At 40.9% G+C, this 17,046-nt stretch carries 15 protein-coding genes; all 15 read right to left on the bottom strand.

Going from position 1 to position 17,046, the window contains the following annotated elements:
- Window positions 1-37: 37 nt before the first annotated feature.
- The 15 genes from G631_RS19765 to G631_RS0100225 all read right to left on the bottom strand — a co-directional run bounded on the left by G631_RS19765 (window position 38) and on the right by G631_RS0100225 (window position 16,985).
- Window positions 38-754, bottom strand: coding sequence for a flagellar hook capping FlgD N-terminal domain-containing protein (locus G631_RS19765; protein WP_051196663.1), 717 nt, complete (start codon window positions 752-754; stop codon window positions 38-40).
- 54 nt (window positions 755-808) lie between these two features.
- A complete protein-coding gene (locus G631_RS0100290; RefSeq protein ID WP_026487717.1) occupies window positions 809-2,383 on the bottom strand; it encodes a flagellar hook-length control protein FliK in 1,575 nt (524 codons plus the stop codon).
- Between the two features lie 110 nt (window positions 2,384-2,493).
- The gene (locus G631_RS17495; protein WP_051196661.1) at window positions 2,494-3,435 is read right to left on the bottom strand and encodes a hypothetical protein; all 942 of its coding nucleotides are present in this window, start codon (window positions 3,433-3,435) and stop codon (window positions 2,494-2,496) included.
- Window positions 3,436-3,452: 17 nt separating this feature from the next.
- On the bottom strand, window positions 3,453-3,908 hold the full coding sequence (locus G631_RS0100280; RefSeq protein ID WP_026487716.1) for a flagellar export protein FliJ: 456 nt from the start codon (window positions 3,906-3,908) through the stop codon (window positions 3,453-3,455).
- 56 nt (window positions 3,909-3,964) lie between these two features.
- Window positions 3,965-5,323, bottom strand: a complete 1,359-nt coding sequence (gene fliI / locus G631_RS0100275) for a flagellar protein export ATPase FliI (RefSeq protein WP_035789070.1) — start codon at window positions 5,321-5,323, stop codon at window positions 3,965-3,967.
- Between the two features lie 33 nt (window positions 5,324-5,356).
- Window positions 5,357-6,232 carry a FliH/SctL family protein gene (locus G631_RS0100270; protein WP_026487714.1) on the bottom strand — a complete coding sequence of 292 codons (876 nt, stop codon included), beginning with the start codon at window positions 6,230-6,232 and terminating at the stop codon, window positions 5,357-5,359.
- Window positions 6,225-7,268: a flagellar motor switch protein FliG gene (gene fliG / locus G631_RS0100265; RefSeq protein WP_081671171.1), complete on the bottom strand. Its 1,044-nt coding sequence runs from the start codon at window positions 7,266-7,268 to the stop codon at window positions 6,225-6,227. Before fliG ends, G631_RS0100270 begins: the two co-directional genes overlap by 8 nt.
- 30 nt (window positions 7,269-7,298) lie before the next feature.
- Window positions 7,299-8,918 (bottom strand): flagellar M-ring protein FliF C-terminal domain-containing protein, encoded by a 1,620-nt coding sequence (locus G631_RS0100260; RefSeq protein WP_026487712.1) that lies wholly within the window; start codon window positions 8,916-8,918, stop codon window positions 7,299-7,301.
- A gap of 85 nt (window positions 8,919-9,003) precedes the next feature.
- On the bottom strand, window positions 9,004-9,342 hold the full coding sequence (gene fliE, locus G631_RS0100255) for a flagellar hook-basal body complex protein FliE (RefSeq protein ID WP_026487711.1): 339 nt from the start codon (window positions 9,340-9,342) through the stop codon (window positions 9,004-9,006).
- An 80-nt stretch (window positions 9,343-9,422) separates the two neighbouring features.
- Window positions 9,423-9,869, bottom strand: coding sequence for a flagellar basal body rod protein FlgC (gene flgC / locus G631_RS0100250; protein ID WP_026487710.1), 447 nt, complete (start codon window positions 9,867-9,869; stop codon window positions 9,423-9,425).
- 66 nt (window positions 9,870-9,935) lie between these two features.
- Window positions 9,936-10,331 (bottom strand): flagellar basal body rod protein FlgB, encoded by a 396-nt coding sequence (flgB, locus tag G631_RS0100245; protein WP_026487709.1) that lies wholly within the window; start codon window positions 10,329-10,331, stop codon window positions 9,936-9,938.
- 215 nt (window positions 10,332-10,546) lie between these two features.
- Window positions 10,547-11,326 carry a GTP-sensing pleiotropic transcriptional regulator CodY gene (gene codY / locus G631_RS0100240; RefSeq protein ID WP_026487708.1) on the bottom strand — a complete coding sequence of 260 codons (780 nt, stop codon included), beginning with the start codon at window positions 11,324-11,326 and terminating at the stop codon, window positions 10,547-10,549.
- A 180-nt stretch (window positions 11,327-11,506) separates the two neighbouring features.
- Window positions 11,507-13,615 (bottom strand): type I DNA topoisomerase, encoded by a 2,109-nt coding sequence (topA, locus tag G631_RS0100235; RefSeq protein WP_051196659.1) that lies wholly within the window; start codon window positions 13,613-13,615, stop codon window positions 11,507-11,509.
- A 137-nt stretch (window positions 13,616-13,752) separates the two neighbouring features.
- The gene (locus G631_RS0100230; RefSeq protein WP_051196747.1) at window positions 13,753-16,506 is read right to left on the bottom strand and encodes an FAD-dependent oxidoreductase; all 2,754 of its coding nucleotides are present in this window, start codon (window positions 16,504-16,506) and stop codon (window positions 13,753-13,755) included.
- Window positions 16,507-16,640: 134 nt separating this feature from the next.
- Window positions 16,641-16,985: a hydrogenase maturation nickel metallochaperone HypA gene (locus G631_RS0100225; protein ID WP_026487705.1), complete on the bottom strand. Its 345-nt coding sequence runs from the start codon at window positions 16,983-16,985 to the stop codon at window positions 16,641-16,643.
- Window positions 16,986-17,046: the final 61 nt, after the last annotated feature.

Genomic DNA, 17,046 nt, shown 5'->3' with positions numbered 1-17,046 from the left:
AATTATGAATGCGACTGTACATTGATCATCCAGCAATTTATGACTCCTGCTGCAATTCTTTAAGCTTCCTAGTTGTCTCATCATCCTTGTTAAAGGTTCTGTGAACATCACCTCTAATGTCATCAATTCTGTTTACGTACTGCTGAAGACTTGTTACGTAGTTAGGATCCATCATCTTTCTAGCCTTATCATCCATTTCCTCCATGTAGAACTTGTACATGGTGTCGATTGTAAGGCCGTGTTCCTGCTCATTTACAAAATCAAGGCTTCTAGGGAGCTTATCTATTGCCTCCTGGAAATCTTTTACCTGATCCTGAGCGGCTGTAAAGTCAGCATCATAAACTTCTGTGACATCGTCAACGTTATAGGCTGTTCCATTGATTGATAGATAAGCCTTGTTGCCACTATAAGTCACATAATCAACAGTACCGATGATCTCCGAGTTCTTTCCAGTATCGGCATTAGTCTGAGTAACCTTAACTGTCTTACCTACAAGCTCTGATGCTCTTGATAAAGACATAGAGTTTGCCATGTTGTTTAGCTGCTCAACCTGAGTGAAGGTTGCGTACTGTGAAATATACTCAGTATTTGATGTTGGCTCCATTGGATCCTGATATTTCATCTGGGCTACAAGAATCTGAAGAAAAGAGTCCTTGTCATATCCTGTTTTGGCTTCAGTAGCCTTTTTATTATTCTCAAGGTTTGTAACTTCGCCATTTTTAATTACAGCACTTACCTGATTAACTTCTGCCATTTTTTATCCTCCAGGGGAAGCTATTAGCTTCCCCTCAAAATCATTGGTTGTATCTTAGGCACTAAAGTCTACTGAGTTTCCGTTTGCCGCCATCATCTGAGCTGCAATCCTGTCTGCATCTGATATGCCTTCATCGTCTTCTACAAGTTCCTCTGCAAGGTTGATTCTGCGAAGAGGCCTTGCTTTCCTTGCCTGTTCTTTGTTATAGGCTTCGTTGTTGTCTGACCCCTGCTGAAGATTTTGTTCAAATGCATGGCTTGCAATTGTAACTTCTATGGATGTAACCTTAATGCCCTGTTCATTGAATTTCTGCTGAAGTGTCTGCATCTGGGCTTCCACTGCCTCTTTTACAATCTCATTCTGAGCTGTAAATTTAGCTGTGATTCCGTCCTTACTGCTTGTAAGGAGAATGTTCAGATTACCAAGGCTTGCAGGATGAAGTGATAATTCCATTGATGATTCTGTAGCAAAAGATCTAATGGTAATGCGATCTGTAATCTGCCTTAGAATATTCTCCATCTGTGCCCTGTTTGTGTACTCAGTGGCGCCAGTTTTTGCAGTATCCATATTTTCAGTTATGTTATCAAGTAGCTGGTTAAAAAGAGTAGCACCTGGGTTATTGGTGTTTTGCTCATTTCCAGTGTTTTTGCCATTCTGCTTGGTCATTTCGCCAGTATTTTCAACTGGTTTAAATACTTCTTCGCTGGAAATCTCAGGTGTTTCTACCTTGATATCAGATGTTAGATCTTTAGACTGTGATGCCTTAAGGTCCTGTGGAAGTTCTTCCTTAGCTGCATGTAATACAATTTCGGGTTCCTTTACTTTAATGTTTTTAAGTTCAGGATCAACCTTCTCTGTATTTTCCTTTATTGCTGATAGAACATCCTCGTTAGATAAATCAAACTCTTTCATGAGCTGGCTCTTCATACCTTCCGCATCCTCAAAGAGGTCCTGCATGTTAGTATTTAGGTCTGCATCTGTTAGCAGATCAAGCGCTTTATCCTGTGTATCAAGGTTTGTAATGAGTTCTCTTATATTCTGAGGATTAAGAAGATCTGTCATCATAATTCCCAGCATATCCATCACGTCTACGATTTCTTCCTCAGATATATCAAACATTTTTGCTATATGAGCTACCATTTCCTTAGTATCTTCTTCTATAGCATTCTGTAGCTTTTTGTCGGCATCCTTGCTGGATGTTTCGTTGGTATTTGTGTCTGTAGTTGCTGTCTTTTCAAGGTTCTTGTCAGTTGCTTCTGTAGTTCTATCGTCGATATTCTTGGTATCCTGATCCTTAGCTGCGGTATTTGCCTTCGCTTTATTTGGATCATTTACATCACTACTCTTGCCTGACTTGTCATTTATCTTTTTAGATAAGTTCTGAGCATTTTGATTATTCTTGGCTACGTCCTGCCTTGCAACAAGCTTTTCAGTTGATGAATAGCTTATTTTTGCTGTTGTGCTCTTTGCCTGAATCATGGCTGATGAAGCCTTATTAAGAAGTCCATCAAATCCCGTCTGGTCCTTTGCCTGATTCTTTTTGGAATAATCAACCTTCGAAACACTCGCCACAGTACTTCGTGTGATAATAGACATCTGCATGTCTATCGTCTTTGTAGTACCGGTCATGTAACCTCCTTTCGACTTTATTTCAAGGTGCATAGATTCTCAACTTCTATATCGTCATAAGGCAAAAAAAATTCACCCTGCCGGGTGAATTTTTTAGAAATTTTATATTTTTACTTTTTCTCACCAGTAACCTGAGTAGATTCTTTCTCAAGAGCTGAAGGCTCCAGAAGCTGCGTACATTTAGCAGCATTTTCTTTTTCCATCTGAGCAAGGATATCTCCGCGGTTTTCGATGGTCATCTGGGCCAGGATTCTGCAAACAAGCTGGATCTGGTTTTCGTTTATCATTTCATCAAATATCTGAGCCGCCTGCTTGGCCTTCATGCCTGAATAGGTGGTTGCAAAGGCTTTTATAGCTTCATCGTCAAGCTCACCCTTTACAACCTGCTCATAAATCTTGGCAGCAGTGTCAGGATCTATCATAGCGTAGTATGAAGCGTAGGCAGCAGCATCTGGGGCGTAATCCCCATAAACTACACTGGCATAGAAGCTTGCTCTCTCTTCATAGAACTCTTTTTGCTGTCTCTCAAAGGGCTCAAGTCTTGTAACTTCGGCATTAAGCTTATCTATAGTGGAAGCATAGCTGCTATTTTGTTCCATCTCAGACTGAAGCATGTTTTCAAGCTTTCTAATGTAGGCATTTGCTTCTTCAAGGCTGTTTATGGAGGTTCCACCTGAGCTTTCAGCACTACTGTAGTCTACCTGTGATTCATCATAAGCGCTATTTTGGGCAGTATCAGGAAGGATCAGATTTACATAAGGCACATCCTTTAAGATTGGCGCCAGAATATCTGAGCCAAATCCGCCCACATCAAGTTTTATCAAAAGAGCCATGATTGCAAGCCAGATCAGGATGATCAGGAAGGTAATAACAATAGTTGCAAAACCTCCTGCGTTATCTCCATTTATCTCCGCTGTTCTATCAGCAAATTCCTGGGCTTTTTCCTTGGCCTCTTTTCTCTGTTCCTTTAACTTTTTCTGATATTCTTTTTTATCCGCTTTGAGCTTGGCCTTGGCGGCCTTGGGATCCTCAATGTTGCCTAAATCAGCCATGTATTATCCTCACTCATTTACATTTCGCGTTGTCTTTGGGTATAGGTAAAACTTGTGCGCTGGTCGTTTTCTTTTGCTTCTTCCTGCTTTTCTTCTTCTATCCATTCAGCGTAGGCTCTGTCTCTCAAAGTTTCCTGCATCTTGCGCTCCTGGATAGCTTTGGTAAGCTTAACTCTGGCCTTTTCAACTATTTCTTCATGCTGCTTAACAACTCTGGCCTGGGATGCAATCATAACATCCATCTGGGCTGTGGCATACTGATTATCCAGTATGTCCTGAAGCTTAAGTCTATCAGCATTTCTAAGTTCTTCCGCTTCCCTTAGATAGTTATCCTTTCTGTCAAAATAGCTTTCAAGGATATCCATCTGCTTGTTAAGTTCAGCCTGGGCAGCAGCAAATTCCATTTTGATCTGCCCTTCTGTTTTCTGCTTGATATTTAGGACGCTCTGCATCCTATAAACAAATCTCGCCATATATGCTGATTCTCCATAAGTCAGAAATATGTAAATAATCTGTCAAAAGATATCACTTAGTCATTAAACATATTTATCAGCTGACTTCTTATCTCCTCGAAGGAAAATTTCTCATCTGTTTCCTGCATAAGGAACTGATTTACTCTTTCTATCTTGGAAACAGCGTAATCAATATTTTTGTTGGCACCTGCCCTATAAGCTCCAATATTTATAAGATCTTCGGCATCATTGTAGGTCGCAAGTACGTTTTTCAGTTTACCTGCTGCTTTTTTGTGCTCCGGATCAGCTATAGCAGACATACATCTTGAAATGCTAGCCAGTACATCAATTGCAGGATAATGATTTTTTTGCGCAAGCTTTCTGTTTAAGACTATATGTCCGTCCAAGATACCACGGGCCGTATCAGTGATTGGCTCATTCATGTCATCACCATCTACAAGGACTGTATAAAGACCCGTGATGGAGCCTTTTCTAGACCTTCCAGCTCTTTCTAGAAGCTTTGGCATTTCTGCATAAACACTTGGCGGGTATCCTCGGGAAACAGGGGGCTCGCCACTGGCAAGACCAATTTCGCGCTGAGCCATAGAAAAACGTGTCAGAGAGTCCATCATAAGAAGTACGTCTTTTCCCTTATCACGAAAATATTCAGCTATTGAAGTTGCTGTCTTGGCAGCCTTAAGTCTCTCAAGAGCTGGCTTGTCAGAAGTAGCACAGACTACGATAGATCTTTTCATGCCTTCTTCTCCAAGGTCTCGCTCTATAAACTCCCTAACTTCCCTTCCACGCTCTCCAATTAGAGCAATCACGTTTATATCTGCCTGAGTATTTCTGGCAAACATACCAAGAAGTGTACTCTTACCAACACCAGATCCTGCAAAGATTCCAATTCTCTGGCCCTTTCCGACTGTCAAAAGGCCATCTACAGCCTTTACCCCAAGAGATAGAACTTCAGAAATCGGATCCCTAGTCATGGGATCAGGGGGCTGATTCTCAACTGAATAAGCAACACCGTCCTCAAGGATTGTACCCTTTCCAAAGCTTGTGCCATCTATTCTGCCAAGACCATCAAGAGTCTGGCCCAAAAGGCCTTCGCCAACATTTACTCTAAGGGGTGAATCAGTGTTTTCAACTATGCTACCGTTTCCTATTCCACTGGTATTTTCATAGGGCATAAGTTGTACATGATTGTCTTTAAAGCCAACAACTTCAGCCATTGAAGGTCTTCCCTTACTATCTGAAATAGTATCGGAATCTTTTTTCTTTGGGTAAATAAGGCATATATCACCAAGCTTAGCATCAGGTCCTGCAGACTCGATGGTAAGTCCTATTACATTAACCACCTTTCCGCTCATGCGGTAAAAGGGGGCATTTTGCATTTTTTTGTATTTGGAAAAATCAATGTTTGATGTTAGCATGTACTCTCCAATATACAAGTTTTATTGTTTCCATCAACGTCTAGATCTGTCAAAGGAAAGGAGCTTTAGTTTTCTTGATATTTCGGCAAGTTCGACCCCAAGGCTACAGTCATAAACGCCAGAATCAGACTCTATCATGCACTCATTTTCTTTTAAAAGAGGATCTTCTATGATCTCCATAGTGGTATTAGGAGATGTTACGCAGGCTTCAAGGGAAGCTTTTTCCTCTATGACATCATCATAATCATCGGAGGAAACATGAACTATAAGGTCATTGCCTGGTTCTATCCTTGATAAGGTGGATTTAAGAAGATGAAGGATTATCTCTTTATCTTCTCTAAGTTCAATGCCAAAAACATGCTCATAAATCTGGGTAAGGACATCAACCATCTCAGGCTCAAGGCCATCTACAAGCTGCTGATACTCAGCTTCAAGGTCTCCTCTTTGCTGCTCAATTTCAGCCTTTAGGGCTTCTGCAGCCATGGCCCCCTCCTGATAGCCAGCTTCATAGCCCTGTCTGTGTCCTTCCTCCTGGGCCTGAGCTATTATTGAGTTTGCCTGTTCCTGAGCATTCTGGATTATGGCATCAGCCTGTTCCTGAGCCTGCTGAAGCTTTAGATCCATCTCAGCCTGCATTGCTTCCATGTCAAACTGGGGATCAGGAAAAGAATCAAGCATGCCCTGATCTTCAGTAAGCTGCGAGACCTGTTCCATGTCTATTCCAGGAACAAAGTCCCCTTCTTCCCCTTCCATGGGGAAGCCTTCTTCTGATGCCTGTTCAGCTCTTTTCCTCTGCATTTCTGCTTCCTGAAAGGCTTCTATTTTCTGATTTGCAAGTTCGTTACTGTCAATGACATATTTTTCCGTGTCATCGTAGCTGACAAACCCGCCTTTAAACAAATTAGACAACTAGCTCATCACCTCCGCCTCTGGAGATTACAATTTCACCAGCATCCTCAAGCTTTCTGATAACGTTAACAATCTTCTGCTGTGCTTCTTCAACATCCTTCATACGAACAGGTCCCATGAAGTCCATGTCTTCCTTGATCATAGCTGCAAGACGCTTTGAAAGGTTGTTAAAGATAGCAGTCTGTACATTCTCAGTTGCTCCCTTAAGAGCAAGACCAAGATCACTGTTCTCAACCTCACGCAGCACTCTCTGAATGGATCTGTCGTCCAAAAGAAGTACATCCTCGAATACGAACATCTTCTTTCTGATCTCGTCCGCAAGTTCTGGCTCCTCGATCTCGAGAGTTTCCATGATATGCTTTTCTGTTGCGCGGTCTACTGTATTGAGGATTTCTACAACTGCATCTACACCACCAACAATTGTGTAATCCTGGTTTACAAGAGATGAAAGCTTTGATTCCAACACTTTTTCTACTTCCTTGATAGTATCAGGACTTGTTCTGTCCATGGCTGCAATACGCTTGGCAACGTCCGCCTGTCTGTCAGGTGGAATTGCAGATAATATAAGCGCACTTTGTGACGGTGACATGTATGACAAAATAAGAGCTATTGTCTGAGGATGCTCATCCTGAATGAAGGTAAGGATCTGTGAAGGCTCAGTTTTTCTGATAAATTCAAAAGGTTTAACCTGAAGTGAAGCGGTAAGCTTACTGATAACGTCGAGAGCCTTATCTTCACCGAGAGCTTTTTCAAGAAGCTCTTTGGCATAGTTGATACCGCCTTCTGCAATATACTGCTGAGCAAGGCAGACACCATAAAACTCTTCCAAAACAGCCTCTTTTATCTGAGAAGTGACACTTCTAGTATTGGCTATTTCAAGGGTTAGCTCCTCTATTTCCTCTTCCTTTAGATGTTTAAATATGGCGGATGATTTCTCTGGACCAAGTGCGATCAAGAGAATGGCCGCTTTTTGTGTGCCAGTAAAATCGGCAATCAGGCTGGCTGCGCCAGCAGCGCCAGTAGCTTCAGCATCCATATATGTTTCTCTCCCCAAGTTATAATATTATTAGACCCCGTAGTCCTCGTTCAACCAGTTACGAAGAAGGGTTGCAGCGGCTTCAGGATTCTCATCAACAAACTTCTCGATAAGTTTCTTAGTTTCAGAGCCTGTATCCATTTCAATATCTGAAAGAACTTCTTCTGGCTGAGACTCAAGAAGCTGCTCAACAGAAAGCTCCTCGGGCTCTGGTTCTTCCTCTGTCTTCTTGCTGGTCCACATACTTCTGATAACGATAAAGGCAAGAAGTCCAAGGATGATGAGAATTGTAAGAATCTGCAGAATATCAGTAACAGTGATATTTGCACCAGTCTTATCCAAAAAAACATATTGCGTATATGCCGCCATTGCAACATTTTCAGCTGCAATTCCAGTAGCCTTTGAAACTACATTTATCATATCTTCAGGTACAGTCAGTGCAACCGGCTCTGTGTTTGCTGTCTTGTACTCATTCCAGGATAAATCACCGTTAGCAGCCTTATCGTAATTTTCTTCCTTCATAACAACATAATTTATTGCTGTCACTGAAATAGATGATTCATCATATTTTATTGAGCCTGGAAGTGTTGTTCTCGTTTTAATATCTTCATTTGGAAGATAATCTCTTACTTCCTCAGAAATTGTGGAACTGGAATTTGTGTTATCCTGAGTGACATAGGTTGTCATGTCATCTTCATTGGTATCAGTTCCAGGAATTCCGCTAACGCCATTTACATTCTCTGCGTTATAGATAGATTCATGGCTTAAAACGCCCTGGGTCTGATCTTCAGCGGGTGTGTAATTATGCTCTGTATATTCCTCCTTAGAATTATCCATTACCAGGTTGCTGGCAACTTCTATATCATCGTATAGCTTAGTTCCTAAAAGGACCTTCTTAACTTCACTTTTTACAATCTGTTCAGCCTTAGTCTTAAGATTAAGCTGGGTGCTTGCAATTCCTGCGTCAGTTGTCTCTTCGCTTCCTGAAAAAAGAAGATTGCTGGCTGTATCCATAATAACTATGTCGTTAGTAGTTTTTTTACCAAGAGCTGTAGCTACGCCCTTTGCAAGAAAAACGGCATTTTCTTCATTGAAGCTGTCAGGATCAGATATGTCAAGGATAACAAAGGCAGAGGCCTCATCCTTATTGCCAATTAAAGTTCCATCGTTATCAGGAATATTTAATGTGATATTTGCAGACTCGATAGCATCAAATTTAACAATCATTTCATGCTCAAGTTCGCTTTGAAGATATTTTACATATTTTTTCTGCTTATCAGATTCGGTGGTTGAAAAACTACCTTCAGTAACATTTTCAATACTATAAGCATAGGACTGAATGTCATTTGCACCTAAAAGTAGACTGGCTTCAGCTTTGTCTTTTTTAAGAACCTTAAATTCCAGTCCGTCATCCGACATTTTATAATTGATTGAATTGGAATCAAGAAGCTCCTTTATCTGAGAAGCTTCTTTTGCAGAATCGGCCTGTGCCAAAAGATAATATTGAGGCTGGTTAAGTACTGTAACCAAAATGATAATGGTGAGCACCACAACAGTCCCAGCACCGACTATCAAAGTCTTCTGCTTGGCTGTAAACTGGTTCCACCAATCGAGAATTTTCTGCCATAAGGCTTTTAATCTTTCAGCCATGGTTTCTCCCTCCCCTCATATTCTAATCTTGTGAAAATCGCGTTATGCTAACAACTTCTTACTTCGTACTCTAGCTATGCTACTCTTACACCTGCATCTGAGTGAGCTCTCTATAGGCAGACAAAGCGCGGTCCCTCACCGCAATTGTATACTGAAGAGCTGTCTGTGCCTTCTGAAGCGCAATTGACAGATCATGAGTATTGTTGGTCTGACCAAGTGCCCATTTGATCTCCTCATTCTCCGCATCAGAAAGATATGCATTGGTAGTATTTATGTTCTCTAATGCCCTGTCGAAAATGCTGTTAAAAGAGTTATTATCATCATGAGGTCCAAGTACGTTATAGACCTTGCTGTTATATTTTTCAGCATTTCGGATAACATCAGACGATACATTTCGAAGCTGTGATATGTCAAGAGATGCCATTTATTATCCCCTCCTAAATGACCATCCATGGCTTTTAATATCTTATGTCGCTCCATTATCATGCTATTTTATTTAATTTATTATGACTGGCCAAGTTCAAGTCCTCTGGTCGCAATGTTCTTACTTGCGTTAAATGCTGTTGCGTTAGCTTCGTAAGACCTGCTGGCATCTATTAGGTTTGTCATCTCAGTAACGGTATTTACATTCGGATATGTAACATAGCCGTTGGCATCAGCGTCAGGATGTGATGGATCATAAACAATATTCATCTGAGTCCAGGTATCATCCTGCACCTGAGTTACCTTTACGCCGCGACCTGAGTAATGATCTAGTCTTTCATTTAATATTCTTGAAAAAGGTGTCTGTGTTCCTTTTTCTGCAAATCTGACTACCTTCCTTACATAAGGAGTTCCGTCAGCTGTTCTAGTTGTATTAGCATTGGCGATATTTTCAGAAATAATATCCATTCTGAAACGCTGTGCCGTCATGCCGGATGAATTAATGTTAAAGGAATCAAATATATTCATATTCCCTCCTTGCCCTTGAGGCTCTAAAGGTTACTACCACCAGTCTTTAACGTGTCACTTTAAACTTTATGATGACTTACATACTGCCTGAAGGTTCTGGAATTCTGCCTTCAGCCCTGTCATAAGTCCCTGGTATTTAATCTGGTTGGCAGCAAGGGTAACGCTCTCTGTATCAATATCAACATTATTCTTATCTAGCCTATATGAAAAATTCGAATAATCGTTAATCACGCGAGGCCTTAGCTCATGTTCTTTAAGTCCAGCCACTTTAGCATCCATAGAAACATATCTTGAATTGCCAAGTGCCCTTTCTAATTCATCCTCAAAATTAAGATCCTGTCTCTTATAGCCTGGAGTGTCCACATTGGCAAGATTGTTAGCAATAACCTCGTTGCGAAGCCAGGAAGCATCAGCAGCCTTATCAAGAACATTGATATAATCAAACGCATTACTGTTAATCATCCTTGTCCTCCTCTAAAATAGGGCAAACTACAGACACGATATCTTATTATATTAATAATATGATTTTTTGTACTAAAATACAAGCGATTTATACTTTATATAGTGTCTTTATTGCCAAAATACTACAATATTTGGAAAAACAAAATGAAGGGATTCACCCAAAATCGATAAATCCCTTCATCAATAATCCATCCTGTATAAAGTTTATCGGCAATTTACATCTCTGCCTTAAGCTTCTTGATCTCATTGAAGACTACATCATTTGTAACCTTGATGTAAGTTCCCTTCATGCCAGAGGATCTTGATTCGATTACGCCTGCACTTTCAAACTTCCTAAGAGCATTTACAATAACGCTTCTGGTAATTCCAACCCTGTCAGCTATCTTACTGGCAACCAGAACTCCTTCCATACCATCAAGCTCATCAAAGATATGGATGATAGCCTGCATCTCTGAAAATGAAAGTGTTCCAATAGCTGATTTAACTACAGCCAGCTTTCTGCTCTCTTCAGCATTCTCTTCATTGACTGCCCTTAGCATTTCAAGTCCTACGACTGTAGTACCATACTCACATAGGATAATATCATCAATGTCATACGGGGCATCAGTCTTGTAGATAAAAAGTGTTCCTAGTCTCTCACCCGCTATCTCAATTGGTGTAATGATAGCCTGGAATTTTGAAAAATCAATTCCTTCAAATCCCAAAGTCTCGAGATTTACATTTTCTTTTGTTGAGAGAATTGTAAGCAATCTCTCGTTGAGCATAGGATCAATAAAAGATCCAACATTGTCAACCAAAAGGTCGCTTAAAGACTCAACATTGGCGCTCTCGCCTATACCCAGAACTTTACCTTTCTTACTGATAACAAACATGTTAGAAGATAGAATATCGCACAACACTCTGCAAATATCATTAAATACTACCTTGCCAGAATTACTGTTGTGCAAAAGCTTGCCAATTTTACGGGTCTTATCCAGTAGCTGTACACTACTCATCAGAGTTCTCCTTTATGTTTATTTTCCCCAAGCGTATGATAATATACGCAATTCCGTAGATTACATACCTACGCTATTGTTATGATAGCATAAAAAAATAGGCGCTTCAAACAATAAAGCGCCTACAATTATGAAAATTAGCTTAAATTTTCAGAAATCTCCATTTTATGAAAATTACATTTACTTTTCTTCTTTTTGTGGTTTATCCATTACAAAGCCGCATTCCTGATTGCTGCAAGCGAGTTTATTACTCTTAGCTACCATAAAGTTACCACATTTAGGACATTTCTCTTTAACTGGTCGAGCCCAGGACATAAAATCGCATTCTGGAGCATCAATGCAGCCATAGTAAATTCTGCCTTTTCTAGTACGTTTAAGTACCAGATCCTTACCACATTTAGGACACTCAACACCAATCTTTTCAAAATAAGGCATAGTGTTCTTGCACTCAGGGAATCCAGGGCAAGCAAGGAATTTACCATGAGGGCCATATTTGATAACCATATTTCTGCCGCAATTAGGGCATATCTCGTCAGTTACTTCATCCTGTACCTGAATCTTCTCCATCTCTTTTTCTGCAGCAGCTACTGCCTCATTAAGATCAGGATAGAAGTTCTCAATAACTGTCTTCCACTTTACGCTTCCCTCTGCTATTCCATCAAGAAGTGCCTCCATGTTGGAAGTAAAGTTAACATCAACAATCTGTGGGAAGGCATCGTTCATCATCTTGTTAACTGCCTGACCAAGCTCTGTTATAAAGATAGCTTTATTTTCCTTGGTAATATAGTGTCTAGCAAGTATTGTAGAGATAGTTGGCGCATATGTACTAGGTCTTCCAATTCCAAGAGCCTCAAGATCATGAACAAGTGAAGCTTCTGTGTAATGTGGAGCAGGCTGAGTAAAGTGCTGTGCACTATCAAAACTGCCAAAAGAAATCTTGGTATTAGTGTCAAGATTCTTCATAAGGACATTCTTCTCAATCTGATCCTCATCATCTGTATAAACATTTAAGAAGCCATCAAATACAGTCTTAGAAGCTGCAACAGTAAATCTGTGCTCTCCCGCGTCAATCTTGACCGATGTTGTCTCATATTTAGCTGGAGCCATGCGACTTGCCATAAATCTTCTCCAAATCAGCTGATAAAGTCTGAACTGGTCTCTTGAAAGGAAATCTTTGACCATAACAGGAGTATTCTCAATATAAGTTGGTCTGATTGCCTCATGAGCATCCTGGATCTTGGCATCGCTCTTTTTGGCTGTTGCACCTTCAGAAAGATACTTGTCACCAAAATTATTCTTGATATATTCATTAGCAGCAGCTACAGCTTCGTCAGATACACGTGTTGAATCTGTACGAAGATATGTAATAAGACCTACTGTTCCCTGTTTGCCAAGCTCAATACCTTCATAAAGCTGCTGAGCAACTCTCATAGTCTTCTGAGTTGAGAAGTTAAGCGCCTTGGAAGCTTCCTGCTGAAGTGTTGATGTAGTAAAAGGAAGTGGAGCCTTTTTGGTCCTTTCGCCCTTTTTAACATCACTTACAACATACTTCTTCCCTTTAAGTTCAGCGCAGATCTTATCAAGTTCTTCCTTGGACTTGATTTCTTTCTTCTCATTGCCAATGCCATAGTAGTGAGCTACAAGGGGCTTCTTTTCCCCTTCTGCATTAAGATTTACGTCTAATGTCCAGTACTCACTAGGGATAAATGAATCAATTTCTTCTTCTCTATCAGCAATAATTCTAAGAGCTACAGACTGAACACGGCCTGCTGAAAGGCCTCTTTTAATCTTGGACCAGAGAAGTGGAGAAATACTATATCCAACCATTCTGTCCAAAACACGTCGAGCCTGCTGAGCATCTACAAGATTCATATCTATATCCCTTGGATGCTTCATAGCCTCTTTAACAGCGTTCTTGGTAATCTCATTAAAGGTAACTCTCTGTACCTTAGCCTCTGCATCATCAAGTTTAAGTGCCGCGATAAGGTGCCAGGAAATAGCCTCACCCTCGCGGTCCGGGTCAGTTGCAAGATAAACGTGATCGGCCTTCTTGACCTTTTTACGAAGATCAGCAAGGACATCACCCTTACCTCTTATTGTTATATATTTAGGCTCAAAATCATGCTCAACATCAACGCCCATCTGTGACTTGGGAAGATCTCTTACATGACCATTACTGGCTGCTACATCATAACCAGTGCCCAAAAACTTCTTGATAGCCTTCACCTTGGTAGGTGACTCAACTATAAGAAGTGAGTTTTTCTTGTTGCTAGTTGTCTTTGTTGCCATACTAAACGGAAAGTCCCCTTCATAAATATTTGCTTAAACATCAATTCTTATTAATATACAACTTTAAAGATTAAGTCAAGTGCTCAATTAAGAACACTTGACTTAAGTCTATCTTATAAACAAAATTTTATCGAATATTAGTTATTTTTAGGAAGCCAAGCAGTTTCCTTAGGTGTCTTCTTGACAAATGGTCTTGCAACAGCCTGCTTTAAGCCATTTGGAAGAATGTATTTAAGCTTATCTTCTGCTTTTCTCATCGTTGAGCAGTCTGGGTTGTCCCTTGTAAGCTTGATAGCATCAAATTCACAACGTGTTGTGCAAAGTCCGCATCCTACGCACTTGTTAGGATCAACTATTGATGCACCACATGAAAGACAACGTGATGTTTCCTTCTTGACCTGTTCTTCTGTAAAGACAAGCTTATTGTCGCGGAATGAAAGCTTACCATCAGTATTCTTGACACCAGGCTGCTGACGTCCAACGTGGTCATAATCCTTAACAAAAATATCATCCTTATTAAGTTCGATAAAGAAGTTAGGATCACGGCCAATTGTAAGTGAAGAATGAGGCTGAACAAATCTATGGATGGATTCAGCGCCCTCTCTACCACATGCAATAGCATCAATAGCAAATCTTGGTCCGTAGAACATATCTCCACCTACGAAGATATCTGGAACTGTAGTCTGGAATGTTACGCTGTCTGCAACTGGAGCAGGGCCTCTAAATTCAACCTTCTCATCCTTAAGAAGATCTCCCCATACAGTTGCCTGACCAACTGAAAGGATAACATTAGAACATGCAATCTCCATAGTCTCGTTCTCATCATACTTAGGATCAAAACGGCCCTCTGCATTCTTGACCTGAGTACACTTCTTAAATACGATACCCTTTACCTTGCCGTTCTCTGTAAGGATTTCCTTAGGACCCCATCCGCCTCTAAGCTCGATGCCTTCAGATTCAGCAACTTCGATTTCTTCTGGAAGAGCTGGCATAATATCACGAGTCTCAAGAGAAACCTGTGTTACCTTAGGTGATCCGCAGCGGATTGCTGTACGGCTAACGTCGATAGCAACGTTACCACCACCGATAACAACTGTATCTCCACTTAACTTGTAGCTCTCATCATCAATTACAGCATGAAGGATATCAACGCCCTTGATAACGCCCTCAGCGTCCTCTCCAGGAACATTTACGCCACGTCCGCCCTGACAACCGATTGCAATGTAAAATGCCTTATATCCATCTGCACGAAGCTGAGAAAGAGTAATGTCCTTACCAACCTCAACTCCAAGACGAATATCAACGCCAAGCTCTCTAAGAACATCAACCTCAGCCTCGATAACATCCTTTTCCATTACGAAAGAAGGAATACCATAGGTAACCATTCCGCCTGGCTTTTTGTTCTTATCAAACAATGTAGGCTTATATCCCTTAAGTGCAAGGTAGTAAGCACAGGAAATACCTGCAGGACCTGCACCAATAATAGCTACCTTCTCATCAAAGCCACCGCCAATCTTAGGAATTACCTTTTCTGGGATATAACGTGTAGCGGACTGAAGATCACGCATAGCTACAAATTTCTTAACTTCATCGATAGCAATTGCCTTATCGATAGTACCTCTTGTACATGCATCCTCACAGCGTCTGTTACATACATGTCCGCAGACAGCAGGAAGTGGGTTGTACTTCTTGATAAGAGCAAGAGCTTCTTCATATCTGCCCTGTGCTGCCATCTTGAGGTATCCCTGTACAGGAATATGAGCAGGACAAGCTGTCTTACATGGAGCTGTACCAGTCTTGTGAGTATTGATACGGTTAATATCACGATAGTCCTCAGTCCACATCTCTGGAGACCACTTCTTCTCTGTAGGAAGAGGCATCTTAGGATAAACAACCTCAGAGCCATCCTTCTTGCAGAGCTTCTGACCAAGTGTTGCTGCTCCGGCAGGACAAACCTCAACGCATCGTCCGCAAGCTACGCAGTTCTCTTTGTCAACATGTGCCACATATGCTGAACGTGACATATTAGGAGTATTAAAGAGCTGTGAAGTACGAAGAGCGTAACATACATTTACATTACAGTTACAAATAGCAAATATCTTGTGCTCACCATCAATATTTGTAATCTGGTGAACAAATCCGTTATCCTCTGCCTGTTTGAAAATTTCAAGGGCTTCTTCCTTAGTAATATAGCGGCCATCCTTCTGTGTTTCAACAACATAGTCAGCCATATCACCAACTGCGATACACCAGCCTTCTGGATCATCAGCACAGCCCTGCTCGAAAGTCTTTCTTGATCTTCTGCAGGAACAAGGAGATGCTGCATACTTGCCTTCGTAATAGTCAAGCCAGTAAGAAATCTTTTCAAGGTTGATAGCTTCTCCCTGCATGTTTATAGCCTTTTCAACTGGGATAACATGCATACCTACACCAGCGCCGCCCATTGGCACCATATGTGTAAGTCCTTCAAGAGGAATACGGCTCATTCTCTCAAAGAAAGCACCTGCTTCCGGGTGAGCCTCAAGAACCTGGTGGTTCATGTTTCCAAACTCCGCAGAACCAGGAACATACATAGGAAGCACATACTGCTTCTCATGCTTGTCGTTCTCATAGTTCCACTCTATAACGCCATTAAAAGACATCTCGTCGAGCTGCTTCTGAAGTTCTTCCCTTGTATATTCAGGGCAAAGAGCAGCAATCTCTTCAAATGTCTTAGGTTTACGCTTTTCAAGTTTCAGTGCGATCTCACACTGAGCATCTGTAATAAGGTTATAAAGGCCCCAATATTCAGGGCTTTCCTTGGTAATCTTTTCAATGCCAAGTTTAATATTCTTTCTGTCCGTAACTACCTTGGAAAATCTTGCAAGTGGTTCACGGAAAGGAGCATTCATATCTACAGAGTCAGGAATAACGCCTGCTCTTGGATCCTTCCTGTTACGATTAGGATCCAGGGAATATGGAGTCATCAGATCATTCATATCAAAATTATTCTTATCCATCTCTCTACCATCTTTCTTAAAAAAGTTTACGTTGCCGCTATCTCTTTGATCATAAATTCATTGCCCCTTAAGAGATAGGTATGTTCACTGCCACAATTGGGGCATATCTTGCCATGTGCCACGGTTTCATATTCAGATTTACAATCCTCACAATAAGTCACAGCAGGAAGTGTCTCAATAATAAGTTCAGCTCCATTCATAAGCTCAGTCTTGGCTGCCGCCCATTTCCAAGCATCTGTTAAAAGAGATGGCACAACGCCTGAAACTTCTCCAAGCTGAAGTGTAACTGAATGTATCTTGGATATCTCATTCTCTTTGCCCACCTCTGTGAGGTCATCAATAATTCGGAAAACAACACCTAATTCATGCATATTTATATCTTTTCCTTTAGTAAGAAAACGCCAAGCGATAGCTTTTTTATGTTTATCGCCT

It is taken from the genome of Butyrivibrio sp. XBB1001, from assembly GCF_000424505.1.
In the GTDB taxonomy this organism is placed as follows: Bacteria; Bacillota; Clostridia; order Lachnospirales; family Lachnospiraceae; genus Butyrivibrio.
This window is presented reverse-complemented; position numbering and strand designations above follow the sequence as displayed.